Genomic DNA, 23,146 nt, shown 5'->3' with positions numbered 1-23,146 from the left:
CATCTGTAAAAAGCTAGGAAATGGTGGCATGAGTTCTCTTTCTGTTCAGGGGCGGATCACCCTGATCGCCGGTTGTTGTTTGTTGGCCAGTGCCGGAGCCTTGGTGGCCTCTTCTCTCTTCAGTGCTGCCAACATGCAGGATCAGGTGCTGACCTCCACCACGGCGGAAGCCCAGAGTGCGGCCGAAAACTGGATGAAGGCGATGGGTTCGGAGCAGGCGGCCAAGGTGACCAGCTATCTGGACGAAGCCTACTTCCGGGCCACCCTGCTGGGGCAGGGGATCCTGTTCCAGCGCAAGAATGCGGCCGACAATTTCGGCTCCTCCGAAACGCTGCGTACCGCCGTCAATCAGCAGTTGCACGACGCGGCTGCTTCCTCTGACAACCTGCTCGGCGTCTATGCGGTGTTCGAGCCGGATCAGCTCGACGGTGAAGACAGCAATTATCACGGCTCCAGCGCGCTGGGCTCCAACGATCAGGGCCGTTTCTCCACCTACTGGGCGCGGGTCGACGGCAAGATAGAACCCGAGGTACAAAACGAATCCGTGCTGGCGGACGAGAGCCGGACGGCGGCCGGCGGGGTGGAGAACGAGTGGTATCGCTGCAGCATCCGCAGCAAGGTGCTCTGCCTGCTGGAACCTTACCTCGATGATGTGGGCTCGCAGAAGGTGTTGATGACCTCGGTGACCGTGCCCCTGCTGGAGCAAGAGAAGCTGCTCGGCATGCTCGGCGTCGATATCTCGTTGACCGCCTTGCAAAGCCTGGTCAAGGAGATGGATCAGGAGCTCTACGAGGGGCAGGGCAAGGTGCTGCTGGTCAGCAGCCAGGGCCGTGTCGCCGGCGTGGACGGCTTCGACGTCACCCTGGGCAGCCCGCTCGGCCAGCAGTATCAGCCCCTGGCCGGCGAGCTGCAGGGCTGGCTGGGTCAGGGACAGGTCAGCAGCCGCTGGAGTCCCGATGGCACCCTGTTGCAGACCTTCGTGCCGGTCAAGATGCGGGGTACCGAGCAGAAATGGGGCATCTACATCGAACTGCCGCGCAGCGTGGTGCTGGCATCGGCCCTCCAGCTGCAGGACGATCTCTTCGGTCAGGCCAGCCGCAGCGTGATGACCCAGCTGCTCATCGGTGGCCTCATCTCGGCGGTCGCGCTGATCTGCATCTGGCTGATGGCCCACCAGATAGTGGCCCCCATCCGCGCCGTGGTGGCCCGCCTCAAGGACATTGCCAGCGGCGAGGGGGATCTCACCCAGCGCATCGAGCTGCGCCGTGACGACGAGATTGGCGAGCTGGCCAAGTGGTTTAACAGCTTCTTGAACAAACTGCAGAGCACCATCAGCCAGGTGATCGATACCGTGGCCGGGACTCGTGCCAGCGCCGAACAGGCCGCCAGCGTCGCCGAACGCACCAGTGCCGGCATGCAGGCCCAGTATCAGGAGGTGGATCTGGTGGCGACCGCATTCGAGGAGCTGAGCGCGACTGCCCTGCAGGTGGTGGGCAATGCCAATTCGGCGGTGGCCGCGGCCAACCAGGCGGATACGGCGGCGCAGGAGGGCAAGTACGTGGTGGCCGATACCCAGGAGGCGATGCGCAAGCTGATGGCGGTGATCAGCGACGCCAAGCCGGTGGTGGAGCACCTGTCGGCCAACAGCGAGAACATCAACGACATCTTGGTAGTCATTCAGGGGATCGCCGAGCAGACCAACCTGCTGGCGCTCAACGCCGCCATCGAGGCGGCGCGGGCCGGTGAGCAGGGCCGTGGCTTTGCGGTGGTGGCGGACGAGGTGCGCAATCTGGCGGGTCGCACCCAGAACGCCATCGTCGAGATCCAAACTCTCATCGGCCAGCTGCAGTCCGGTACCGAGGCCGTGGTGAAGGCGATCATGACTGGCCACAGCCAGGCGGATCTGACGCTCACCAAGGTAGACTTGTCGGTCAGCGTGCTGGAGCAGATCATCCACGCGGTGGCGACCATCCATCAGATGAACGAGCAGATTGCCAGGGCGGCGCAGGAGCAGAGCGGGGTGGCGGACGAGATCAATCGTAACGTCAGCAACATTCGCGATGTGAGCCACACCATCCGCGCCGAGGCGGCCAGCTCCGCCGAAAACGGGCGCGAGTTGTCGGCGCTGGCCGACAAGCAGCAGCAACTGGTGGGGCAGTTCAAGGTATAGGGATAAGAAAAAAGGCGCCATCCAACCGGAGGCGCCAAACACATTCAGATGACAGACTGGGTTAAATCGGTCCGATTTAAACCCCTCTTCCCGCAGAGGAAGAAACACAACACCACAATCGCAGCCCAGTGACTCACAAAAATCACATGTAAACCAACATGGAAGAGAAAAAGTGAGCCATATGACAACGGATTGCGAAGCGAATTATGTTTATTCACTGGTCGACCCGCAACCGACAAATTATAATGCGGCCCATTAGAAAAACTCATCGTCGGCTGGTCTCATGTCTCGTCGTTTACCCCCGCTCAATGCACTGAAAGCATTCGAAGCCGCGGCTCGTCATTTAAGCTTCACCCGGGCTGCGGAAGAGCTTTTCGTGACCCAGGCTGCCATCAGTCACCAGATCAAGGCGCTGGAAGAGTACCTCGGCATCAAGCTGTTTCGCCGCAAGAACCGCTCCCTGCTGTTGACCGAGGAGGGGCAGGGCTACTTCCTCGACATCAAGGACATCTTCACCTCCATCTCGGAGGCGACCGACAAGCTGCTGGCGCGCAGCGCCAAGGGGGCGCTCACCGTCTCTTTGCAGCCGAGTTTCGCCATCCAGTGGCTGGTGCCGCGGCTGGTCAAGTTCAGCGAGCGCCACCCCGACATCGATGTGCGGATCAAGGCGGTGGACATGGACGAGGGTTCGCTCACCGACGATGTGGACGTGGCCATCTATTACGGCCGTGGCAACTGGCCTGGGCTGCGCGCCGACAAGCTGCACACCGAGTATCTGATCCCGGTCTGTTCACCGCTGCTGCTGACCGGCCCCAAGCCACTGCGCACCCCGGATGATCTGACCCGTCATACCCTGCTGCACGATACCTCCCGCCGTGACTGGAAGGCCTGGTTTCGCCAGCTCGACATAGATGCCCCCAACGTCAATCAGGGGCCCATCTTCAGCCACTCGACCATGGTGATCCAGGCGGCGATCCACGGCCAGGGGGTGGCGCTCGGTCACAGCGTGCTGGCCCAGCCCGAAATAGAGGCCGGCCGCCTCATCTGCCCGTTCGAGCAGGTGCTGGTGAGCAAGAACGCCTTCTATCTGGTGTGCCAGGAGCAGCAGTCCGATCAGGGCAAGATAGTCGCTTTCCGCGACTGGATGCTGGAGCTGGTGGAGCAGGAGGAGGCCCGTCGCCGGGCACGGCTGGCCGATGCCTGAGGTGATCCGGGAGGGGGCTGTCGATGCCCCCGTCCGCATTCTGCTGGCCCACGGTGCCGGCGCGGGCATGGAGCACGCCTTTCTGGCCGAGCTGTCACGCCTGCTGGCCGGGCCGGACATCGAGGTGGTGCGCTTCAACTTCCCCTACATGAGCAAGCGCGCGCTGGATGGCAAACGCAGACCGCCGGACAGGCAACCCGTGTTGCTGGCGCACTGGCGCCAGATGGCGAAGGAGTTTGCTCATCCCCGGCTGTTTCTGGCCGGCAAGTCGATGGGCGGGCGGATGGCGGCCGAACTTTATCAGGATGGCGAGGACGAGATGAATGCTGCAGGATTGCTCATTCTCGGGTATCCTTTCCACCCCCCGGCCAACCCCGACCGCTGGCGGGGTGACGTGCTCAAGCAGATCAAGACGCCGACCCTGCTGTTGCAGGGGGAGCGCGATACTTTCGGCACCCGTGCCGAACTGGCTGATTTTCCCTTCTCACCCGCCGTATCGGTCCATTGGCTGACCGATGGTGATCATGGCTTCAAACCGCGCAAGAGCAGCGGGGTGAGCGAGCAGGAGAACCTGCGGCAGGCGGCCGGGCAGATCAAGAACTTCATCGCGATCATCCCGACACGAACATGAGGATGGGAAGCGAAACGACGAGGAGGCAAGGGATGCAATTCCATCGACATTGGCTGGTGCTGGCGGGCGTTTTCGGCCTGACGGCAACCATGCTGGGGGCCTACGGTGCCCATGGTCTGGCGGCCAGCGGGATCGAGCCTTCGCGTCTGGCGGCGTTCAATACCGCCGTGCAGTATCAGTTTTTCCACGCCTTGGCCCTGCTGGTGCTGGGGTGGTGCGGTGTGCGCAGCAAGGTCATCACCTTTGCCGGCACCGCCTTCGTGCTGGGGATCCTGGGATTCTCCGGCAGTATTTATGCCATGGTGCTGCTTGGCAGCAAGGGGCTGGGGCTGATTACCCCGGCCGGTGGCCTCTGTTTTATGTTGGGATGGGCGGCTCTGATATGGGCTGGCTGTCGTCTTGGAGGAAAAAATGAATAATCTGCTGCTTTATTGCCGCCCCGGTTTTGAGAAAGAGGCGGCGGCAGAGATCACCGAGCGTGCCAGTAACATGCAGTGCTACGGTTTCGCCCGGGTCAAGGACGACAGCGGTTACGTGATATTCGAGCTGTATGACGAGGAGCAGGCCGATCTGCTGGCGCGCAAGCTGCCGTTTCGCGAGCTCATCTTCATTCGTCAGATGCTGGTGGTGACCCATGAGCTGAAGGATCTGGATCTGTCGGATCGCATCACCCCCATCCTGGAGGCGACCCAGGGTTACGCTATCTGCGGCGATCTGCGGGTGGAAACCGCCGATACCAACGAGGCAAAAGAGCTGTCGGCCTTTTGCCGCAAGTTCACTGTGCCGCTGCGCCAGGCGCTGCGCGGCAACGAGTTGCTGACCAAGAAGGAGACCCCGCACCGGCCGGTGTTCCACGCCTTCTTCCTGGCCAATGATCACGTGTTGCTGGGCTACTCCTACTCCTTCAACAACTCCGAATTCCACATGGGCATCCCGCGTCTGCGCTGCCCGGCCGATGCCCCGAGCCGCTCCAGCCTCAAGCTGGAAGAGGCCTTCTACGTGTTCGTGCCGCGGGAAGAGTGGGACCTGCGCCTCACCTCCGGCATGAAGGCCGTCGATCTGGGCGCCTGCCCGGGTGGCTGGACCTATCAGCTGGTACGTCGCGGCATGATGGTGACGGCGGTGGACAACGGCATGATGGCCCAGTCCCTGATGGATACCGGTCAGGTCAAACACATCCGCGATGATGGTTTCGTGTGGCGTCCGAGCAAGAAGAACACCTATTGGTTGGTGTGCGACATGGTGGACAAGCCGGCGCGGGTCACCCACATGATCGCCGACTGGTTCCGGGAGAGCGATTGCCAGGAGGCAATGTTCAACCTCAAGCTGCCGATGAAGAAGCGCTACGCCGAGGCTGTGCACAACATCGAGGTGCTGCGCGAGCTGCTCAAGGAGATCGACAACGCCTTCGTGATCCAGGCCAAGCAGCTCTATCACGATCGCGAAGAGATCACGGTGCACGTCTACAACAAGTACTGGGTGTCCAAGCTCTCCGCCAAGGAGTAATTGCTGGCGATGAGCCACTGACCACAAGACCGACAACCCACGGGTTGTCGGTCTTGTCATTTCTGCGTCATCAGAAACGGTAATCGAAACGCAGCGAGGATTCGCCATCGGTGAGCTTGAGCTCGATGTCGAGCGGTATGGTGCGATCGGTCGGGCTGAACTCCAGCTTCACCCCGTTGCCACGCAGCTTGATGGAGGTGTTCATGCCGGCGGTCTTGAACTTGATCCTGGGTTTGTGCTGCTCGAAGGAGAGGCTCACGCTCTTCTCGGCAGTCAGGTTCAGTTTCTGGTAGGGAGTGACCTGACTGTTGCCATCGCTGTCGGTCACGACATCCATCCCGAAGGAGAGCGGTTTGGGTGCCTTGAGCAGGTCGTTGGTATCCACGTTGGAGCGCCAGACCTGGCTGGCCTGCTGGGCAGAGGGGGGCAATTGCGGCCAGGCATTCTCGACCGGTCTGTCTACTGCCATGGCGTTGCTGCTGATGAGCAGCAGGGGAACGATAGCGCGCATAATGGATCTCCTTATCCCTTATCTATTGAACATAGTAGCCAATCGACAAAGGGGGGAGAGCAGCGCGAGATAAAACAAAGGGAGCCCAAGCTCCCTTTTAAAATCAATATCTTGGGTGTGATTACAAACGTTCGATGATGGATTGGGTGAACTCGCTGGTGGAAGCGGTACCCCCCAGATCCCGGGTCACCCGGTCGCCTGATTCGATGGTGGCGCGCACTGCTTCGCGGATCCGTTCGGCCTTGTCCTGCATGCCCAGATACTCCAGCATCTGGATGGAGGCGAGGATCACCGAAGTGGGGTTGGCGATGTTCTTGCCGGCGATATCCGGTGCCGAGCCGTGCACCGCTTCGAAGATGGCGGCGCCATCGCCGATGTTGGCACCCGGTGCCATCCCTAAGCCCCCCACCAGACCGGCGCACAGGTCCGACAGTATGTCGCCGAACAGGTTGGTGGTGACCATGACGTCGAAGCGCTCCGGGTACATCACCAGGTTCATGCAGGCGGCATCGACGATCATCTCTTCGCTCTGGATGTCCGGGTAGCGGCTGGCCACTTCACGAGCCACTTCCAGGAACAGGCCGGAGGTGGACTTGAGGATGTTGGCCTTGTGGATGATGGTGACTTTCTTGCGCCCTTCCTGGCGAGCCAGCTCGAAGGCGAACTTGACGATGCGTTCCGCCCCTTCGCGGGTGATGATGCTCATCGCCTCGGCGCTCTTGTTGTCATCGCTGCGCTTCTGACCGGCGCCCGAGTACATGCCTTCGGTGTTCTCGCGTACCGTGATGATGTCGATGTTGTCGTAACGGCTGCGAGTCCCCTTGAAGGAGAGCACCGGTCGGACGTTGGCGTAGAGGTTGAATTTCTTGCGCAGGGAGACGTTGATGGAGGTGAAGCCACCGCCGACCGGGGTGGTGAGCGGGCCCTTCAGGCTGACCTTGTTCTTCTCGATGAGATCCAGCGTCGCTTGGGGCAGCAGCTCGCCGTGCTTCTCCAGTGCCACCAGGCCGGCGTCCGCGTATTCGTATTCGAAGTCACAACCGGCGTGGGTCAGGATCTGGATGGCGGATTCGATGATGCTGGGGCCGATGCCGTCGCCCGGGATGACGGTAATTTTTCTTTTTGACATGAGACGTATCCACTTCTAGGGAACAGAGGGGGAGGATTCGGCGGTTTTATACCATTTCTACACCTAACCCTCCATGTTTCTTTACATTTTATCTGTTTTTGTCAACAGCGAGAGTGAGTCCGGTCATGCTTGGCGGTTTCGCTTGCTCAGGCATCGGGAGCCGGTGGGTAGCGGATCTCCCGCAGGTTGAAGCCGAGCGGAATGTCCCGCTGCAGCCGCACCAGCCGTTGGGCCAGCAGGGCCTCATCCTGGTGCTGGCGCAGCTTGAGCAGCGCCTTGGCGGCGTCTTCCTGCTGGCAGGCCGCCAGCAGGCTGGCCAGATCGCCGTATTGCTGCAGCAGCTGGGTGGCGGTCTTGGGGCCGATGCCGGGTACCCCCTTGATGTTGGAGCCGCCGATGCCGGTCAGCGCCCAGAAATCCACCAGTTGTGCCGGCGCCACCCCGTACTGCTGCTCGACGAAGGCGGCATCCAGCCAGCGCTTGTTGAAGTAGTCGCGGATCTGGATCTGCGGGCAGATGAGCTGGCAGAACCCCTTGTCGGTGGAGATGATGGTGGCTCTGGCTCCGTGCTGGGCAATGCCGCTGGCCAGGGTGGCGATGAGATCATCCGCCTCGTCGGTCTGGGAGAGCAGGGCGTCCACGCCGCACTCCCAGAAGGCATCCTGCAACTCGTTCAAGCCCTCGCGCAGCTCGGTCGGCATGGGGGTTCGCCCCTCCTTGTAGGCCGGGTAGACCTCCTTGCGCCAGCTGTGCACCTCGCCGTCGAACACCGCGATGACGTGGGTCGGCTCGCTGGCGGCCAGCAGCTTGCGGCAGGTGTTGATGAGGTTGGCACGGGTGGCGATCAACGCCTGGGCCGGGGTCAGCGCCTGCTGGGCCTGAACCGCGTGCAGCCGGCGAATGAGATTGAGGGCATCGATGATGAGCAGGTGTGGCCTTGGGTTTGACATGGGGCACTCTTGGCAGTCGGGACGCCCCATTGTAACAAACCAGCGGGCTCGATGGGGGATTGATGGCCGCGGGCATCCCCTGCGACAAAAAAGGGGCGCCATGCGCCCCTCGTTTCAGCTGTGCTGTCCGTCAGCGCACGATTTCATAGCAGGGCACATACTGGCTGCCCGGCAGCTTCATGCGCTGCTGCTTGACGAAGCTCTCCAGCAGCTTGTCCATCAGGTGCATCAGCTCCTTGTCGCCGTGCAGCTTGAAGGGACCCTTCTTCTCGATGGCGCGGATGCCCCCTTCCTTGACGTTGCCGGCGACGATGCCGGAGAAGGCACGACGCAGGTTGGCCGCCAGCAGCTGGGGTGGCTGGTTGCGGTGCAGGTCGAGGCTGGCCATGTTGGCGTGATCCGGTTCGAACGGCAGCTGGAACTCCGGCTCGATCTTGAGGGACCAGTTGAAGGAGTAGGCATCGCCGACCGATTTGCGGTATTCGCGGATCTTCGGCATCGCCTCTTTCATGACCCGGGCCACTTCCGGGGCATCGCCGACGATGATCCGGTAGAGGCTGGTAGCCGGCTCACCCAGTGTCGCCTTGACGAAGTCGTCGATGGCGCGGAAGTAGTCGGCGCTCTCCTTCGGGCCGGTCAGGATGATCGGCATGGGCTGCCGCTCGTTGGCCGGGTGCATCATGATGCCGAGCAGGTAGAGCAGCTCTTCGGCGGTACCGACTCCGCCCGGGAAGATGATGATGCCGTGGCCAAGGCGCACGAAGGCCTCCAGCCGCTTCTCGATGTCCGGCAGGATCACCAGCTCGTTGACGATGGGGTTGGGCGGCTCGGCGGCGATGATGGAAGGCTCGGTGAGGCCGATGTAGCGGCCGTTGCGCACCCGCTGCTTGGCGTGGCCGACGGCGGCGCCCTTCATCGGCCCCTCCATGGCACCCGGACCGCAGCCGGTGCAGATGTTGAGCTCACGCAGGCCCAGCTCGCTGCCCACCGCGCGGGTGTACTGGTACTCGATCTCGTTGATGGAGTGACCGCCCCAGCAGACCACCAGATTGGGGTCGGCGCCCGGCAGGATCGCCTTGGCGTTGCGCAGGATGGCGAACACCACGTTGGAGATGTGGGTGGAGCTGGTCAGGTTGACCAGCCGGTTCGACTCCAGCTGGGTCGACACATAGAGGATGTCGCGCAGGACAGAGAACAGGTGCTCCTGAATGCCGCGGATGATCTCGCCATCGACGAAGGCGTGCTCGGGGGCGTTGAACAGCTCGAGCTTGACCCCGCGCTCGCGCCGGATCACATGAATATCGAAGGATTTGAAGCGCTCCAGTATCTCTTTGGAGCTGTCGGTATGGCTGCCGGAGTTGAGTACCGCCAGCGAGCAGTTGCGAAACAGTTGATAGATATCGCTGGAAGCGGTTTGCTTGAGGCGGTCCACCTCGAGCTGGGACAGCAAGTCCATGCTGCCGACTGGATTGATGTGCGTAATCATAGGTTCCCCTTTCACTCGCTTGTTATCGTTGTGCTTTTCCCTGGGGAGAAAACGGGATGCCCTGTGGCATCCCTTGAATTTGATAGTAGATGTAAGCGGTGGGGCAGGGGAATAGGGGGAAAGTGCGTTTGCTGCTTTTTTAGTCGCCATTCAGGCCAGATTGACCTGATCCCGACCCGAGTTCTTGGAGCTGTAGAGTGCCTTGTCGGCCCGCTCGAACGCGTCCGTGGTGTGATCCCCTTCCCGGAAAAGGGTGGCACCGATGGAGATGGTGATCTCGACCCTGGCATCGCGAAAACGGAACGGAATGCTCTTGATGGTCTGGCGCAAGGTCTCCAGCGGCTTCTGGAACTTGTCCGGGTTGATGTTCGGCAGCAGCACCACGAACTCCTCGCCGCCGAAGCGGGCGATGAAGTCGGTGTCGCGCAGGGCCCCCTGCAGCGCCTTGGCCACCACCTTCAACGCCTTGTCGCCGGCCATGTGGCCGTAGTTGTCGTTGATGTGCTTGAAGTGGTCGATGTCGATGATGGCCAGGCACAACGGCGTGTTGTAACGCAGCCAGCGCTTGTATTCGAGCTCGAGCCGCTCGTCGAGGGCCGCCCGGTTGTGCACCTGGGTCAGGCTGTCGAGGAACAGCTTGTGTTTCTGGATGGTGAGCCGCTTCTTGTATTCGGCGGTCTCCTCCTTCATCAGCCGCAGCTTGGCCTCCATGGTGGAGAGGCGGGTCAGCAGATGGCGCTCGCGGGCGGCCATGGCCTCCCTGTCCTGCAGCAGCAGGTTGATGGCCCCCATGTGCCCGGAGATGGCCCCCTTGAGGTCATCAATGGTGTCATGGCTGGCCAGGGTGTGGTCGATGGCCTTCAGCTCCCTGTCGATGGCCTTGCGGGTATCCAGGGTGGCGCTTTGCAGGGCGCGCCCCTCGTCGAGGGATTCGGTGAAGCTGAAGTGGACCGCCGAGAGGCTCTCGTTGAGGGTGCTCAGAAACGCCTGGGAGGCTTTGCGCTCCTCGCGGGTGCCCTCGATGATGAGCTCGATCACCTGCAGGCAGATCTCCGCCAGCAGGGGAGGGGTGATGCCATTGAGCAGCTGGCGGCGAATGTCCGCCAGGCTCTCGCCGACGGCGCCGGCAAAGTCGAGTTCGGTGATGAGCCGCTGCAGCTCGTCGGCGATGTGGGCGTGCACCTTGACGTCAAAGGGGGCCCCTGGCTCCGGCGCGGCAAGGTCGGTGACCGTTTCGGTCTGGTTGCCGGCGGGCGTGCTCTGGGCCAGCAGGGGCTGGGTGGGCAGCAGCTGGATCTTGATGGCCTGCTGGTAGAACTCCAGCAGCCGGATCACCTTCTTCTGGTGATCGCCGATGCCATAGCCATCCGGGCTGGCCAGAAACTCCTTGAGGGATTTGCGGGTATCTTCCGGGAAGCCCTTGAGAGCCTTGAGCTGTTTGCTGCCGAGCTCGATGGCGGATTTGGTCAGGGAGATGGACTCTTCCAGCGCGTTGCCGTGCTGCTGCAACAACTTCTCGATGACGGCGAGGTCGGCATCGAGGGAGGAGAGCGGCGGGTTGCCATCGAGTTTCTGCTTGAGCTTGGCGAGCTTGTTGTCCAGCTCGCGATCGTGGCCGCGACAGGCCTGCATCAGCTTGGCGATGAACTGGATGCTGCGGGCGCGTTCGGTGTCGGAGAAAGAGACGACGCCGTCCAGCTCCAGCTGCTTTTGCTGAAGGGATTCCCTGAGTCTGGCCAATTGTCCGGCTACGGCAGCGATATCATTCATTATTCAGGTCGCCCTGTTGTCATTATCGTTGTTGTGTTGGATAGCAACAGCGGTCGAACCCAGTTCCAGACCCAGTTGATTATCTATTTGTCATTGATCAACCGGCGCTTTCGTCCGTGAAAGTCGAAGCCAATTAACCCATTGCTTTTCATGAGAAGAATTTACTTTTACCAGTCCCTTGTCAATTGCCATCAAGCAGCATTGCCACACATCCCCATTAAAAAATGCGGCCTGCTGGCAATCGATGGCGGCCAGCTCCAGCCAGACGCTTTGCTGGTGTTTTTCGCTGAGCTGAATGGCTCCTGCCAGCGCCAGATAACAGAGGTCGAACAGGCCGTGATGATCGAGGGCGGTGGCCGCCTTGGGCAGGAAGGGGTGGCTGACGATGCCGAGGCTGATGTGGCGATCGAGCGGGTGCTGGCAGGGGAATTCGGCCAGTGCCGCAAGCAGCTCGCGGGCCAGTCGGTGCAGGTCTTCCACATGGCGCTGGGGCACCACATAAAGCAGGTGGCCTTCGCGCAGGTCGTAGATGCGGCCATCCTGCGGGGTTAGGCCGTTGACGTAGGCGCCGAAGGCCTGCTCTATCTCGCGGCTCACCTGATAACCGTGCTGTTCCAGGCTGTTGACCAGGAAGGGCACCCGAAACAGCAGGTAGTGCAGCTTGTCGTCGAACTCGCTGGTGGGCAGCTCGCTCAGATACCAGCGCTCGGATTTTTGCTGGCGCTTGGCCATCTCCCGCGGCCAGCGGCTCATCAGTCGCTGCCAGTTGGCCAGCCCGGTGCGTGGTTCGAGCAGCAGCGCCTCGCCCAGCTGTTTACCCTGCAGCCGGGCGACCCGCAGCTTGAGCCAGAGGGTGAAGAACAGATAGATGAACAGGGTCAGCAACAGACCGGTCACCACGCTCGACCAGAGGTAGCGATCCTGCTGATGCTTGCTGGTGCTCAGCTGCTGCTGCAGCTCCTTGATCTGCTGCTCCCGCTCCACCTGGGCGTAGTTGTCGCGGATCGCCTCCTGCTCCAGATCGACCTGCTGCTGGCGGACCTGCTCGCTGCGCTGGTGGAAATTCTTGTAGCTGTCCAGCGCCTGCTGCAGATAACCCTTCTGCTCGTAGGCCGCCGAGAGCAGGCGGAAGATCTCGAACTGGCGCTGGGCGTCCCCGATCTGGTTGGCCAGTGCCAGCGCGTTTTCCAGCTGCAGGATGGCGATGCCCGCCTCCTTCTGCTTGAGATGCAGCTCACCCAGCAGCAGCAGGGTATCGATCAGCGGCTCCTTGTCGTCCCCCAGCTCGTGGGACTGGCGGGCCGCGGTGAGGTAGTTGCGGGCCAGGGTCAGGTTGCCGGTTTCCAGATAGGTTTTGCCTATCTCGTACTTGAGGTGGGCGATGCGGGTGCGGTTGTTGCCCTCGTCCAGCAGATCCAGGGCATTGAAGAAGTAGACCAGCGCCATGTTCATCTCGCCCTGTTCCCGGTTGAGGCGGGCCAGCACGATGAGGGCGTCGCTCAGCAGGGAGGGATTGCCGAGGGCATGGAAGTAGTTGGCCGCCTCGTTGGCGTATTGCAGTGCCTTCTGCGGCTCCTGCTCCTCTTGATAGAGGTTCACTATCTGGTTCGACAGCAGGCCGAGGAACAGCGGATCCTGCAACCCTCTGGCCTGCTGCTGGGCATCGATGTAGTCGCCCAGCGAGAGCTGGGGCTGCTTGAGGGCGTGATAGAGGTCGCCGCTCACCGCGCTGACCCAGGCGCTGGCCAGCGGATTCTTGGTCTGATCCGCCCAGCGACGGGCTTCGGCCAGCTGGCGCTTAGCCTCGTCGAACTGGTGCGCCTCTATGCTGGCGTTGGTGCGCAGCAACCGGCTGTACACCTGCAGCTGACTCTCTTTCAGGCTGGGGGTGCTGAGCAAGGTCTCCAGCTGGCCGAGCAGGCCGCCGCTGGCGCCGTGGGAGCGCTCCTGCAGGTTCTGGCTGCGGATCTTCAGATAGAGGCCGTGGGCCTGCAGCTCCAGTTGCTGCTCCTTGGCCGCCATGGCGATGCCCTGATCGAGGGATTTCTGCGCCGCCTGGAACTGGCCAAGCTGCAGCAGGCACTCCCCCTTGAGCAGGTGAGCACCGGTGGCCTGGGCGGCGGTGCCATAGCTCAGCAGTGGCTCGCGGTAACCGTACTCCTGGCGATTGCTGATGATTTGCTTGGGATTATTGGCCGTGCGGGTGAGGAAGGCGGAGGTGATCTGCACACATCTGGCGGGATCGGTCAGCACCAGGGTCTGGGCCTGTTGCAGATCGATGGACAACTGCTCCTTGGCCAGATCCAGATCAGGAGCCGACAGGGAGGACATCATCATTGCCAGAAAAAACAGTTGATTCATTGGATTAAGGGCAGCACGGGAGTGAGGGCATGTTATCCAAGCCCGCCCCCGTGCGTCCAGAGTTTACTGACAGATTGCGTGCCGGCCCCGCGATCCGGGCCGTGGCCGCGCTGCAGGCCCGGCGGGGTGACGGATTATTGCCGGATCAGGCGCAGGTTGGCCGGCACCACTTCCCAGTCGCTGCGAAACGGGTTGATGTCCAGGCCGCCGCGACGGGTGTAGCGGGCATAGACGGTCAGCTGGCTCGGGCGGCAGAAGTGTTTGAGATCGGTGAAGATCCGCTCGATACACTGCTCGTGGAACTCGTTGTGCTGGCGAAACGAGATGAGGTAGCGCAGCAGTTTTTCCCGGTCCAGCTGCGGGCCGCGATAGTGGATCACCACGGATCCCCAGTCCGGCTGGCTGGTCACCAGGCAGTTGGACTTGAGCAGATGGCTGTGCAGGGTCTCCTCCACCTCCTGGCTGCCGGCCGCGCCTTGCAGCAGGTCGGCATCGAACTCGTAACAGTCCACGGCGATGTCCTGCTCGTCGATGCACTCGCCCGGCAGGGCGGCAATGTGGTGCGGAGCCTGGGCTAGCGGGAATAGGGTGACGCTCACGTCGCTACCGGCACAGGCGCTCAAGTCCTTGACCAACATGGCCTGCACCGCTTCCAGCGAGTCGCAGCGGGTCTGGTTGAAGGAGTTGAGGTAGAGCTTGAACGACTTGGATTCGATGAGGTTCGCGCTGGTGGCGGGCACCGAGACCTCGCCGACGGCGACCATGGGCTTGCCCCGGGCATTGAGCCAGGAGAGCTCGTACAGGGTCCAGACGTCGCAACCCTGGAACGGCAGCTCGCCGCCAAGGCCGAGGTCGTCGCGGTTCAGGCTGCGGGGCACCGGCTGCAGCAGGGCCGGGGTGTACTGGCTGATGTAGGCCGACTGTTGACCCAGGCTCAGCCCCTGCAGGGCGCTGGCTCCGGCGTATCTCTCTTGTTTGCTCATGTGTGCTGACTCGAACGTTGAATGGGCGATGGCAGAGCATGCGCCCGATGGGGGCGGCAAGGCGGGGAGCGCCGGCTGGCGATCCGCGCTGCACCTTGTCTGCTCATGGCTTTGATGGTGCAATAGCGAACTTTGGCAGCAATTGTGGGGAATTTCGATGTCGGATCAAGTCTTGTCTGCCCTGGAATACTTTTTTTTGCGCTGGCAGCGCGACGGCGAGGCGAGGCGAGGGCTGCCCCTGTGCGAGTGGGAGGCAGACTGGCGCTCCCCCTGCGAGCTGGATGACCCCAAGGAGGGTCGGGTGGCCTGGCGCCCGCATCGGCGCGCCGAACCCGCCGATTTCACGGCGATGAACGAGGCGCTCGAGCTGACCCTGCATCCGGCCGCCCAGGCCCTGTTTGGTGGCTGGTTCAGCCGCCCTGTGCCCTGCCTCTACAAGGGGTTGCGGCTCGAGTTTGTGCTGCCCTGGAACGAGGCGGATCTCGACTTGCTCAAGGAGAACCTCATCGGCCACCTGCTGATGCTGCGCAAGTTGAAGCGCTCACCCTCTTTGTTCATCGCCACCACCCGCAACGAGATGACACTGGTGTCGCTCGACAACGAGAGCGGGCTGGTGTGGTTGGAGTGGCTCGATTCGGGTCGCCGGTTGGTGCTGGCACCCTCATTGCCGGCGTTCCTCGAGCGGCTGGAGACTTTGCCGCAATAAACAGCGTCAGTTGCAATGAAAAACGCCTTGCCGACCGGCAAGGCGTTTTTGTTTGGTTCACCGACGGGCTCAGTCCTTGAAATCCCAGGAGAGGTTGGCGACCAGCCGGCAGGGATCGCACTTGAAGTCGAAGATCTCGTGCAGGGGTTCGGCCAGTGCCCACTCGCCGCCGCAGCTCGGACAGGGGCGAGCCTTCTCCTCGGCGGCGCTCAGCCCGCCCACCCGGTAGAGGTAGTAGTAGGTGGGGATGCCGGTGAGGGCTTCCAGCCGCTTGCCAAGATCGCTGCCACGGCGCTGGAGCCGGCTGCCCACCTCACCGATCTCATGCAGCGCCGCATGCTCGGCGATGGAGCCGTTCATCTGCAACTGATCGCACGCCTCCCAATCCTCCTGCCACTTGATGATCTGCTTGTGGTCGCCGTTGGCGACGGCCGGCAGCCGATAGAGCGGGATGGGGGCGAAGTGGTCACCGCAGCGCAGCGGCGAGCAGGTGTGCAGGAAGCTGGTGTAGAGCAGCATCCAGCTGGGGCGCTCGCCATCATGACCGCAAGGGTCGGTGCTGTCGGAGAGCAGATCCGCCCCCTGCAACTGGAGTTTGGGGGCGAGCAGGCCGGCTTGATTGAGCTGCTGCTCGGCCAGCTTGACCTGCTCGCTCTGGTTGTCCGGGTGCAGGCTGTCCTGCTCCGGGCAGACCACCCGGCTGACGAAATAGCCCTCGTGCATGCTGGTGGGAAACTCCCGGCCGAGGATCTGGCCCTGATAGCGCAGCATGTCGAGGTAATTGACGATGGCCCGCTCGGCCTCGACTAGCGAAGTGTCGCGATAGCACTCAAAGCAGAGTTCGAGGATGTACATGGCTTACTGCTTCCCCTGCTGGAGCAGCAGCTCGGTCAGCCGATCCACCTTCTGTTCGAGGCGCTCTAGCCGTTCGGCAAGCTGCAGCAGGGTGGGTTCGGCGGCGGGAGCGGGGACCATCTGCGCTGTGCTTCCGGCTTCCGGGGCGCTGGCGGGCTGCTGCTTCCACTGGCTCAGCACTTTGAGCAGCTCGGCCATGGGGACGGGCTGGCTGAGGCGGGCCTTGACCATGGCGGTGGAGGGGGTGATCCCCTTGGCGGCCAGTTCATTGGCGATGCGGATGATCTCTTGGGCTGACATGGGACTCCTGCGCAGGATGAAAAGTGGTTCGGGCTGGACGGGCAGAGAGCTTAACCAAAGCGCAGGGCGCTGAACAGCGGGGCAAGGGTCAGTCGGGCCGGCGCAGCAACACATCCAGTTCGTCGATGGCTTCCGACCAGTCCGCATCGTTCCACAGGGCATCGCGCAGAAAGTCGGCCTGGGCGCGGCTCCAGAAGGGGGCTTCCGGCAGCAGGGTCTGGTTGTCCAAGCGGTGCTCGTGAATGAAGCGGTGCAGGCTCAGCTCGTCGTTGGCCAGCCCCAGCTGGGCAAACAGGGCGGCCAGATCGTGGGTCAGGAATTCCATCTCATCTCTCCCAAGAGGCATTCCTGAACATTATAGGCTCGCCCCGTGGCGGCAGATTTACAGGGTGGGCACCCGGTGGGGTGGCAGCTCGACGCCAACCACCTGCAGCCCCTGCATGCGCAGTTGCCCCAGATAGTGGCTCTCGCCATCGCTGGAGAATTCAAACTCGTAATAGGTGAGCAGCCGCAGCGGCTGGTGGACCAGCGCACGGTGGCTACGGGCCAGCGACAGCAGTTGCAGGTCGTGATGCTGGCAGTAGCGGCGCATGTATTGCCAGGCGAGCTCGGCCTGACGCCGCTGGTGCCAGAAGGCACCGGCACCGAGGATAAGCAGCAAGATTGCGAACATTTCACCCATCGCGGGCTCCTTCCGGGGTGTGATCCGTGTCGACAGGCGACCCGCCATGGTGACGGGTCGCCGACATCATCAGGCCGAGGCGAACAGGCGACCGATGGCCTGGCCCAGGGCATCGCTGCGCTCGGGGTCGCGCAGCCTGGCCAGCATATCATTGCGCAGGGCCGGCAGGGTCACCAGCTCGGCAAATACCTGATTGAAGAACTGGGTCGGCTGCAGGGCCAGCTGTTCCAGGAACAGGCTGAGCAGGCTGGCATCCTTCAGATCGGGCCAGAGCCGGCCGGCGATGGCCAGCAGCAGGGCCGGGCTCGGCTGGGTTTGCAGCAGGGTCAGCAGCTTGTTGGTGCGCATGCTGCTGCCGTTGCAGGAGGCCAGTGCCCGGCACAGGTAGGCCAGGGTCTCGGCATTGGGTTCGGCACACTCCTGCTCCTTGCCGATGCGCTCGAACAGGGCGCCCTGCACGGCCGGCGGCAACGGGGCGTTTTCCAGGCTCTGACAAAGGGCGTAGAGCGGCTCTTGCGGCAGTTTTGGCAGCGCCTTGCACACCAGCGCCAGGTTGCGTTCATCCTGCAGCCGCTCAGCGAGATCGGCAAAACCCTGTACGCCGAGGGTCTGCCATCCCTCTGGCGCCGGGGCCGCCAGATAGTGGCAGAGCCCCTCGAAGTAGGTCGAGGGGGCCTGCTCCAGCTGACGGGCCAGTTTGGCGTGCAGGCTGGCCATCTTGGCCTCGGCCGGGCGGAAGGTGTAGGGGTTCTCCGCCAGACGCTGGGCCTTCTCTTCGTCGAGCTCGCCGGTCAGCTTGTAGCCCAGGGTTTCCACCACCTGATCCATGAAGTGTTTGGGGCCGCTGGCGATGAGCAGACCGCGCTCGTCGAGGGCAAACTTGAGAAACCACAGGTAGTGACGGGATTCGGCCGGCTGGAAGAAGTGGACGCCGAGCCAGGCGTGCTGCTGCAGGGGCCAGGGGTAGGGCTCCTGCTGCTGTTCGATGCGCTCGAAGGTGTCGCTCGCCAGCGGTCGCACCTGGCGGCCCATGTCGAACAGTTGAAACTGGGTGTCGGCCTGGGTCAAGAATTCGGTCAGCGTATTGATGGTGGACATGAGGTGATCCGGCTAAGGGTGATGCGGGCCGATTATAAGGAGGTTGTACAAGATAGCCAGTGGGGGCGCGCCGCCCGGCATCTGGCCCGGTACGCCTAGAGCAGGAGCCGCCATGGTTTTTCGCCCGTGTTGTCGGCCGCAAGGGGCATGGCAGAGGATAGGGGGGAGGGTGTATAGTAACGCCCTTTTTTGCAAAGTTCGGCCTGCCGCCAGCGACACAGGATTGGCGGCGGACGGTGTGTGGTGATGAGGAAGAGAACGCAATGAATCAATATCTGCTGGTAGCCGGCCTGTTGGGTGAACTGACCGCCGAGCTGCAACGTCTGGAACGCTGGCAAGCGGCCCATCCGGGTGAAGAGGCCCTGGCCAGCGAGCTGCCATTTTGCGTCGATACCCTGAGCTTCGATCAGTGGCTGCAGTTCGTGCTGATCCCGCGCATGGAGCAGCTGGTGCTGCTGCAGGCGCCGCTGCCCAGCAGCGTCTCCCTCTATCCCATGGCCAGCGAAGTCTACAAGGAAGAGCTGGCCGAGGTCGAAGCCCTGCTGCGCCTGATCGCCCGCTTCGATCTGCTGCTCTCCGGCAAAGTGGTTGAGCAATGATGCGTGAGCAGGCACAGGAAGAGAACGCCTTGCAACTGACCCTGCTTTATCAGGATGACTGGCTGGTGGCGGTCAACAAGCCCTCCGGCCTGCTGGTGCACCGCAGCTGGCTCGACAAGGCCGAGACCCGTTTCGCCATGCAGATGACCCGGGATCTCATCGGCGGTCGCCACGTCTACCCGGTGCACCGGCTCGACCGGCCCACCTCGGGGGTGCTGCTGTTTGCCCTCGATCCCGCCGTGGCCCGCACCCTGACCGAAGCCTTTGCCGCCCGTCAGGTGCACAAGGAGTATCTGGCGCTGGTGCGCGGCTGGGCCCCCGAGCAGGGGCTCATCGACTATCCGCTCAAGGAGCAGCTGGACAAGATCGCCGATGCCATGAGCGACCCGGATCGTCCGGCCCAGGAGGCGGTGACCGCGTTTCGTCGCCTGCATCAGGTCGAGCTGCCCCATGCGGTCTCCAAGAAACACCCTACCAGTCGCTACAGCCTGGTTCGGCTGTTCCCCAAGACAGGCCGCAAGCATCAGCTGCGCCGCCATCTCGATCATCTGTTCCACCCCATCGTCGGTGACACCACCCATGGCGATGGCCGCCACAACCGCTTCTTTCGCGAGCATTATGGTTGTGATCGTTTGCTGCTGGTGGCTCGCACCCTCAGCTTTGAGCACCCGGTGCTGAAGGTGCCGATGCGGATCCAGGCGCCGCTGGGACAGGAAGTGTTGCAGCTGTTTGCCGAACTGGGCTGGCCTGCCAGCGAGAGCGACTACTGAGGCTGACGATCGCGGGGTGTTGCCCAAGCTGTTGCTGTGGCATGCTGGGCATCCATGTTGGTCAAAGGGGTCCGTGATGGCGCAGATAGACATAGTGGTGGGTACCGTATACGGCGCGGCCATGCTGGTGGCCGAGACGCTGGCGGCGCAGCTGGAGCAGGCGGGGCACGGCTGCCAGGTGTTCGAGGAAGCCGAGCTGGCAGATCTGGATGCGAGTCGATTCTTGCTGGTCATCACGGCTACCACGGGGCAGGGCGATATTCCGCCCAATCTGCAGCCACTGGCCACCGCCCTGGCTGACCGGGCCCCCTACATGAAAGGGTGGCGTTATGCGCTGGTCGCCATGGGGGACAGCAGCTACGAGCACTTTTGCGGTGCCGGTCGTCACCTCGATGCGCAGTTGCAGGAGCTTGGCGCCAGCCCTCTGCTGCCCCGACTGGAGATAGATGTCACCGTCGACGATGAGCCGGAAAAGGTGGCGCTGGCCTGGCTCAATGGCTGGCTAAATAAACTGTAGCGATCGTCCGTTTTTATCTTTTATTCATCCCCGCTCAGCCCGTCTGGCGGGGATGTTTATTTTGCGGTAATCAGCAGTCTCAACTGACCATATTTGCCCGATATTTATCCGGTTATTTTCCACGTCATCCTCGCTTTGCTCAGCGATTTATTTCGGGGGTAGCCGACATGCCTCAAATTTAAAAGTTCCCCATTGAAAGCGATTTCAGTCATGTTTTTGTCATCAATTTGAATATTTATAACTTATTCATCGAAGCGAATTAATGGTTGGTAGCGGTTTCATGGTGGATCTTTTCGCTTTTAAGTCCGCATGGGTGGTGAGTTATTGCATGGTTAGGTTGATTATCATCGTACAAAACCCTCCACGGCCAATGCTGGGCGATTTGTCGCCATTTTGTGAATCAGCTCATGTTTGTCCCGAAATTGGCTACCTATAATCGGCCTCGGTTATCACCTAAACGTTTTTATGGTGATAAGAACTTGGATATTCAGGATCACACTCCTCTCAGCGGGAATAAGGAAAATGAAAATGAAAGCAAAGTGGCTCCCGATCGCTGCAGCAGTAACCGCAGCCCTGGCTTCCCAAGCCGCCTTCGCCGTTGATTTCCACGGCTACTTCCGTTCAGGTGTCGGCGTTTCCGGTGACGGCGACATGGTGAAATACAACGTGAACAAGGTTGGTCGTCTGGGTAACGAAAATGATACCTACGGCGAAGTTCAGCTGGGTCAGGAAGTATTCAACAAAGACGGCAAGACTTTCTACGTTGACTCCATGTTTGCCATGGCTTCCAACGGTTCAAACGACTGGGAAGGTACCGGTACCGTTTGTAACTTTGATGCCAAACAGTGCAGCGGCGACTCCGATTTCGCGCTGCGCCAGTTCAACGTGCAAGCCAAGGGCCTGCTGGGCTTCGCGCCGGAAGCTACCCTGTGGGCTGGTAAGCGTTACTACCAACGTCACGACATCCACATCTCTGACTTCTACTACTGGAACATCTCCGGTGCCGGTGCCGGTATCGAAGGCATCCAGGCTGGTCCTGGCAAGATCTCCTTCGCCTGGATTCGCAATGACCGCAGCGCAAAAGACGTATTCGGTGAGTACACCAACACCGGTACCAGCGCAGCGCCGAACTATGTGAAGAACGAAGATCTGAACGTCAACACGCTGGACCTGCGTTATGCCGGTATCCCGCTGTGGAGCGAAGCCTCTCTGGAAGTCGGCGCCATGTATGCTCTGGTCAATGAGACCGAAGCTCAGAAACCGCTGAAAAACAACAACATGAAAGACGGCGTCATGCTGACTGCCGAACTGACCCAAGGCATCCTGGGTGGCTTCAACAAGACCGTGCTGCAGTACGGTACTGAAGGTTACTCCAAGACCATGGCCTTCTACGGTGACGGTTCCTGGTACGGTGCCGAAGCCAAAGACGGTGCTGACGGTTTCCGTATCATCAACTGGGGTGTTGTCCCGATGGGCAACAACTTCGAGATGGGTCACCAACTGGTCTACGGTGTAGGCAACGAGATGTGGGATGGCAACGACAAGTGGGAAACCATGTCTGCCGTGGTTCGCCCGATGTACAAGTGGGATGACTTCAACAAGACCATCTTCGAAGGCGGTTACTTCAAGGACAAGAACAAGTCCACCAACGGTACTACCGAAGATGATTCCGGTTACAAGCTGACCCTGGCTCAAGCCTGGTCTGCCGGCTCCAGCTTCTGGGCCCGTCCTGAAATCCGTGTGTTCGCCTCTTACCTGGCCAACGACGAAGACAAGAAAGTCTTCGAAAGCGGTACCTCCAAAGACACCTACCAAGTTGGTGTTCAAGCGGAAGCTTGGTGGTAAGCAGCTGTTTAAGTTAAGTTAGTCACTGCCCCCGTATGGGGGCAGTTTTGTTTCGCCGGGTAACGGCAACCGGGTTATGGAGATAAGAAGAATGAAACTGGTAAAGATGTCTATCGCAGCCGTGGTTACTGCGCTGTTGGCCGGTTGTTCCGGTAGCATGTTGGTCCCCGTGCAGGATCATGCATCCATCCTGAGTAATGCCGATCAGGCCAAGCAGGCGCTCTCGCAGGCGACCAGCTGCTGCGCCGCTTTCAGTGATTTCAATTATGTGGCGTTGCCGGAGGGCGACACTCTGCTGGCCCTCGACAGCAAGCAACCCAGTTTTCAGTTTGACGAGGGGATGAGTTATTTCGCCGCTTATCGCCTGCCGGCCAATACCGGCAATCTGGCCATCAGCATCGCATCCCAGGTGAGCAAGACGGTGCTGATCCCGCAGGTCATCATGCTGGATGCCCAGTTCAAGGTGACGCGCGTGCTGGGTGAGTCGGTATTTACCTATCAGCCGGCCCATCTGCTCGATAACGACAGGATTGATGGCAAGTTGTTCGTCGACCGCAGCATGCCGGGCAATCCGGCGGCCGAGACCTATATGATTGTCTATGCTCCGGCCGACAAGCTGGCAGGCAGCACCACCATACTGCACCCCTCCAAGGCGTTTGCCAGAGCCAACGGGACGGTTGAACCGGATATCAAGGACCCCGTGATCCCGCACTCCCCATGGGGCCTGGTACAGATCAAGGTGGCCGACATGGCAAAAGGGCAGGGGCTGGAAGCGGTCTTCAAGCCTGAATATGCCGACAAGGTAGCAATGAGCAAGGCTGCACCGGCGGCGACGGCCGTTGCGGCAGGCACTGTGGCGACCGCTGCGGTAGCCGCGCCTGCCAAGCCTGCGCCCGCCATGCTGAGCGAAACCGAGGCCTTCTACCAATCCCAGATCGAAAAAGCGGTGAAAGCCGGTGACATTGACAAGGCGATGCAACTGGTCAGCGAGGCTGAACGAGCGGGCTCGACCAAGGCGAAATCGATCTTTATTGATGCGGTGAAGCGCTCCCAAAAGGGCTGAATATTGCCCG

At 61.4% G+C, this 23,146-nt stretch carries 23 protein-coding genes; 11 read left to right on the top strand and 12 right to left on the bottom strand.

From position 1 onward, the window contains the following. Positions 1 to 28: 28 nt before the first annotated feature. From QLG02_RS13160 to rlmM, 5 genes are all read left to right on the top strand, one after another. Positions 29 to 2,170 carry a methyl-accepting chemotaxis protein gene (locus tag QLG02_RS13160; RefSeq protein WP_282465357.1) on the top strand — a complete coding sequence of 714 codons (2,142 nt, stop codon included), beginning with the start codon at positions 29 to 31 and terminating at the stop codon, positions 2,168 to 2,170. A gap of 283 nt (positions 2,171 to 2,453) precedes the next feature. Beyond that, complete coding sequence (locus QLG02_RS13155; RefSeq protein WP_005303519.1) at positions 2,454 to 3,374, top strand: transcriptional regulator GcvA; 921 nt, start codon at positions 2,454 to 2,456, stop codon at positions 3,372 to 3,374. Next, positions 3,367 to 4,005, top strand: coding sequence for an alpha/beta fold hydrolase (locus QLG02_RS13150; protein ID WP_282465356.1), 639 nt, complete (start codon positions 3,367 to 3,369; stop codon positions 4,003 to 4,005). The genes QLG02_RS13155 and QLG02_RS13150 overlap by 8 nt, the downstream gene beginning before the upstream one ends. A 32-nt stretch (positions 4,006 to 4,037) precedes the next feature. Beyond that, the gene (locus tag QLG02_RS13145; protein ID WP_139703306.1) at positions 4,038 to 4,424 is read left to right on the top strand and encodes a DUF423 domain-containing protein; all 387 of its coding nucleotides are present in this window, start codon (positions 4,038 to 4,040) and stop codon (positions 4,422 to 4,424) included. Then, positions 4,417 to 5,511, top strand: coding sequence for a 23S rRNA (cytidine(2498)-2'-O)-methyltransferase RlmM (gene rlmM / locus QLG02_RS13140; RefSeq protein ID WP_016349849.1), 1,095 nt, complete (start codon positions 4,417 to 4,419; stop codon positions 5,509 to 5,511). The genes QLG02_RS13145 and rlmM overlap by 8 nt, the downstream gene beginning before the upstream one ends. 70 nt (positions 5,512 to 5,581) lie before the next feature. Here rlmM and QLG02_RS13135 read toward each other — a convergent pair whose 3' ends face one another. The 7 genes from QLG02_RS13135 to queF all read right to left on the bottom strand — a co-directional run bounded on the left by QLG02_RS13135 (position 5,582) and on the right by queF (position 14,701). Continuing rightward, complete coding sequence (locus QLG02_RS13135; RefSeq protein ID WP_282465355.1) at positions 5,582 to 6,022, bottom strand: hypothetical protein; 441 nt, start codon at positions 6,020 to 6,022, stop codon at positions 5,582 to 5,584. A 121-nt stretch (positions 6,023 to 6,143) separates the two neighbouring features. Then, positions 6,144 to 7,151 (bottom strand): isocitrate dehydrogenase, encoded by a 1,008-nt coding sequence (locus tag QLG02_RS13130; protein WP_024945720.1) that lies wholly within the window; start codon positions 7,149 to 7,151, stop codon positions 6,144 to 6,146. 146 nt (positions 7,152 to 7,297) lie between these two features. Further along, complete coding sequence (gene xni / locus QLG02_RS13125) at positions 7,298 to 8,101, bottom strand: flap endonuclease Xni (RefSeq protein ID WP_253626669.1); 804 nt, start codon at positions 8,099 to 8,101, stop codon at positions 7,298 to 7,300. Positions 8,102 to 8,231: 130 nt separating this feature from the next. Then, positions 8,232 to 9,587 carry a nucleotide 5'-monophosphate nucleosidase PpnN gene (gene ppnN / locus QLG02_RS13120; protein ID WP_011705076.1) on the bottom strand — a complete coding sequence of 452 codons (1,356 nt, stop codon included), beginning with the start codon at positions 9,585 to 9,587 and terminating at the stop codon, positions 8,232 to 8,234. Between the two features lie 150 nt (positions 9,588 to 9,737). Next, on the bottom strand, positions 9,738 to 11,357 hold the full coding sequence (locus tag QLG02_RS13115) for a GGDEF domain-containing protein (RefSeq protein WP_017408617.1): 1,620 nt from the start codon (positions 11,355 to 11,357) through the stop codon (positions 9,738 to 9,740). Between the two features lie 90 nt (positions 11,358 to 11,447). After that, the gene (locus QLG02_RS13110) at positions 11,448 to 13,718 is read right to left on the bottom strand and encodes a hypothetical protein (protein ID WP_017408616.1); all 2,271 of its coding nucleotides are present in this window, start codon (positions 13,716 to 13,718) and stop codon (positions 11,448 to 11,450) included. 134 nt (positions 13,719 to 13,852) lie between these two features. Next, positions 13,853 to 14,701, bottom strand: a complete 849-nt coding sequence (queF, locus tag QLG02_RS13105) for an NADPH-dependent 7-cyano-7-deazaguanine reductase QueF (protein WP_164927568.1) — start codon at positions 14,699 to 14,701, stop codon at positions 13,853 to 13,855. A gap of 157 nt (positions 14,702 to 14,858) precedes the next feature. Here queF and QLG02_RS13100 point away from each other — a divergent pair, with 157 nt between their 5' ends. Next, positions 14,859 to 15,407, top strand: coding sequence for a SecY-interacting protein Syd (locus QLG02_RS13100; protein WP_106551975.1), 549 nt, complete (start codon positions 14,859 to 14,861; stop codon positions 15,405 to 15,407). A gap of 69 nt (positions 15,408 to 15,476) precedes the next feature. On the opposite strand, the gene QLG02_RS13095 is transcribed toward QLG02_RS13100, so the two are convergent. From QLG02_RS13095 to QLG02_RS13075, 5 genes are all read right to left on the bottom strand, one after another. Then, complete coding sequence (locus QLG02_RS13095; protein WP_282465354.1) at positions 15,477 to 16,262, bottom strand: Zn-ribbon-containing protein; 786 nt, start codon at positions 16,260 to 16,262, stop codon at positions 15,477 to 15,479. 3 nt (positions 16,263 to 16,265) lie between these two features. Further along, positions 16,266 to 16,562: a hypothetical protein gene (locus QLG02_RS13090; protein WP_044799412.1), complete on the bottom strand. Its 297-nt coding sequence runs from the start codon at positions 16,560 to 16,562 to the stop codon at positions 16,266 to 16,268. 88 nt (positions 16,563 to 16,650) lie between these two features. After that, entirely contained in the window at positions 16,651 to 16,887 is a 237-nt protein-coding gene (locus QLG02_RS13085) for a DUF2789 domain-containing protein (RefSeq protein ID WP_041217210.1), read from the bottom strand. Positions 16,888 to 16,944: 57 nt separating this feature from the next. Then, positions 16,945 to 17,244, bottom strand: a complete 300-nt coding sequence (locus QLG02_RS13080) for a DUF3301 domain-containing protein (protein ID WP_029303721.1) — start codon at positions 17,242 to 17,244, stop codon at positions 16,945 to 16,947. A gap of 69 nt (positions 17,245 to 17,313) precedes the next feature. Then, entirely contained in the window at positions 17,314 to 18,342 is a 1,029-nt protein-coding gene (locus QLG02_RS13075) for a DUF3549 family protein (protein WP_282465353.1), read from the bottom strand. Positions 18,343 to 18,605: 263 nt separating this feature from the next. On the opposite strand from QLG02_RS13075, the gene QLG02_RS13070 reads away from it, so the two are divergent. The 5 genes from QLG02_RS13070 (at position 18,606) to QLG02_RS13050 (ending at position 23,136) form a co-directional block, all read left to right on the top strand. Then, positions 18,606 to 18,941, top strand: coding sequence for a YqcC family protein (locus QLG02_RS13070; protein WP_011705085.1), 336 nt, complete (start codon positions 18,606 to 18,608; stop codon positions 18,939 to 18,941). Then, positions 18,938 to 19,711 carry a tRNA pseudouridine(65) synthase TruC gene (gene truC / locus QLG02_RS13065; protein WP_016349861.1) on the top strand — a complete coding sequence of 258 codons (774 nt, stop codon included), beginning with the start codon at positions 18,938 to 18,940 and terminating at the stop codon, positions 19,709 to 19,711. Before QLG02_RS13070 ends, truC begins: the two co-directional genes overlap by 4 nt. Before the next feature lie 76 nt (positions 19,712 to 19,787). Continuing rightward, positions 19,788 to 20,228, top strand: a complete 441-nt coding sequence (locus tag QLG02_RS13060; protein WP_282465352.1) for a flavodoxin — start codon at positions 19,788 to 19,790, stop codon at positions 20,226 to 20,228. A gap of 528 nt (positions 20,229 to 20,756) precedes the next feature. Then, a complete protein-coding gene (locus QLG02_RS13055; protein ID WP_026080163.1) occupies positions 20,757 to 22,073 on the top strand; it encodes a maltoporin in 1,317 nt (438 codons plus the stop codon). Between the two features lie 91 nt (positions 22,074 to 22,164). Next, on the top strand, positions 22,165 to 23,136 hold the full coding sequence (locus QLG02_RS13050) for a MalM family protein (protein WP_282465351.1): 972 nt from the start codon (positions 22,165 to 22,167) through the stop codon (positions 23,134 to 23,136). The last annotated feature ends 10 nt before the right edge of the window (positions 23,137 to 23,146 follow it).

The sequence above is a fragment of the Aeromonas sp. V90_14 genome (assembly GCF_029967615.1).
GTDB classification, from domain to species: Bacteria; Pseudomonadota; Gammaproteobacteria; order Enterobacterales; family Aeromonadaceae; genus Aeromonas; species Aeromonas hydrophila.
The sequence above is the reverse complement of the archived record's forward strand: the minus strand, read 5'-3'. Positions and strand labels throughout refer to the sequence as shown.

What these genes read in the sequence shown, in the direction of transcription:
- QLG02_RS13110 (WP_017408616.1), bottom strand. Translation starts at nt 13,718, where the DNA reads ATGAATCAACTGTTTTTTCTGGCAATGATGATGTCCTCCCTGTCGGCT.
- QLG02_RS13085 (WP_041217210.1), bottom strand. Translation starts at nt 16,887, where the DNA reads ATGGAATTCCTGACCCACGATCTGGCCGCCCTGTTTGCCCAGCTGGGG.
- QLG02_RS13070 (WP_011705085.1), top strand. Translation starts at nt 18,606, where the DNA reads ATGAATCAATATCTGCTGGTAGCCGGCCTGTTGGGTGAACTGACCGCC.
- QLG02_RS13095 (WP_282465354.1), bottom strand. Translation starts at nt 16,262, where the DNA reads ATGTACATCCTCGAACTCTGCTTTGAGTGCTATCGCGACACTTCGCTA.
- QLG02_RS13115 (WP_017408617.1), bottom strand. Translation starts at nt 11,357, where the DNA reads ATGAATGATATCGCTGCCGTAGCCGGACAATTGGCCAGACTCAGGGAA.
- QLG02_RS13135 (WP_282465355.1), bottom strand. Translation starts at nt 6,022, where the DNA reads ATGCGCGCTATCGTTCCCCTGCTGCTCATCAGCAGCAACGCCATGGCA.
- queF (WP_164927568.1), bottom strand. Translation starts at nt 14,701, where the DNA reads ATGAGCAAACAAGAGAGATACGCCGGAGCCAGCGCCCTGCAGGGGCTG.
- QLG02_RS13145 (WP_139703306.1), top strand. Translation starts at nt 4,038, where the DNA reads ATGCAATTCCATCGACATTGGCTGGTGCTGGCGGGCGTTTTCGGCCTG.
- QLG02_RS13050 (WP_282465351.1), top strand. Translation starts at nt 22,165, where the DNA reads ATGAAACTGGTAAAGATGTCTATCGCAGCCGTGGTTACTGCGCTGTTG.
- QLG02_RS13160 (WP_282465357.1), top strand. Translation starts at nt 29, where the DNA reads ATGAGTTCTCTTTCTGTTCAGGGGCGGATCACCCTGATCGCCGGTTGT.
- QLG02_RS13155 (WP_005303519.1), top strand. Translation starts at nt 2,454, where the DNA reads ATGTCTCGTCGTTTACCCCCGCTCAATGCACTGAAAGCATTCGAAGCC.
- QLG02_RS13130 (WP_024945720.1), bottom strand. Translation starts at nt 7,151, where the DNA reads ATGTCAAAAAGAAAAATTACCGTCATCCCGGGCGACGGCATCGGCCCC.
- QLG02_RS13075 (WP_282465353.1), bottom strand. Translation starts at nt 18,342, where the DNA reads ATGTCCACCATCAATACGCTGACCGAATTCTTGACCCAGGCCGACACC.
- rlmM (WP_016349849.1), top strand. Translation starts at nt 4,417, where the DNA reads ATGAATAATCTGCTGCTTTATTGCCGCCCCGGTTTTGAGAAAGAGGCG.
- QLG02_RS13100 (WP_106551975.1), top strand. Translation starts at nt 14,859, where the DNA reads ATGTCGGATCAAGTCTTGTCTGCCCTGGAATACTTTTTTTTGCGCTGG.
- ppnN (WP_011705076.1), bottom strand. Translation starts at nt 9,587, where the DNA reads ATGATTACGCACATCAATCCAGTCGGCAGCATGGACTTGCTGTCCCAG.
- xni (WP_253626669.1), bottom strand. Translation starts at nt 8,101, where the DNA reads ATGTCAAACCCAAGGCCACACCTGCTCATCATCGATGCCCTCAATCTC.
- QLG02_RS13060 (WP_282465352.1), top strand. Translation starts at nt 19,788, where the DNA reads ATGGCGCAGATAGACATAGTGGTGGGTACCGTATACGGCGCGGCCATG.
- QLG02_RS13080 (WP_029303721.1), bottom strand. Translation starts at nt 17,244, where the DNA reads ATGGGTGAAATGTTCGCAATCTTGCTGCTTATCCTCGGTGCCGGTGCC.
- truC (WP_016349861.1), top strand. Translation starts at nt 18,938, where the DNA reads ATGATGCGTGAGCAGGCACAGGAAGAGAACGCCTTGCAACTGACCCTG.
- QLG02_RS13090 (WP_044799412.1), bottom strand. Translation starts at nt 16,562, where the DNA reads ATGTCAGCCCAAGAGATCATCCGCATCGCCAATGAACTGGCCGCCAAG.
- QLG02_RS13055 (WP_026080163.1), top strand. Translation starts at nt 20,757, where the DNA reads ATGAAAGCAAAGTGGCTCCCGATCGCTGCAGCAGTAACCGCAGCCCTG.
- QLG02_RS13150 (WP_282465356.1), top strand. Translation starts at nt 3,367, where the DNA reads ATGCCTGAGGTGATCCGGGAGGGGGCTGTCGATGCCCCCGTCCGCATT.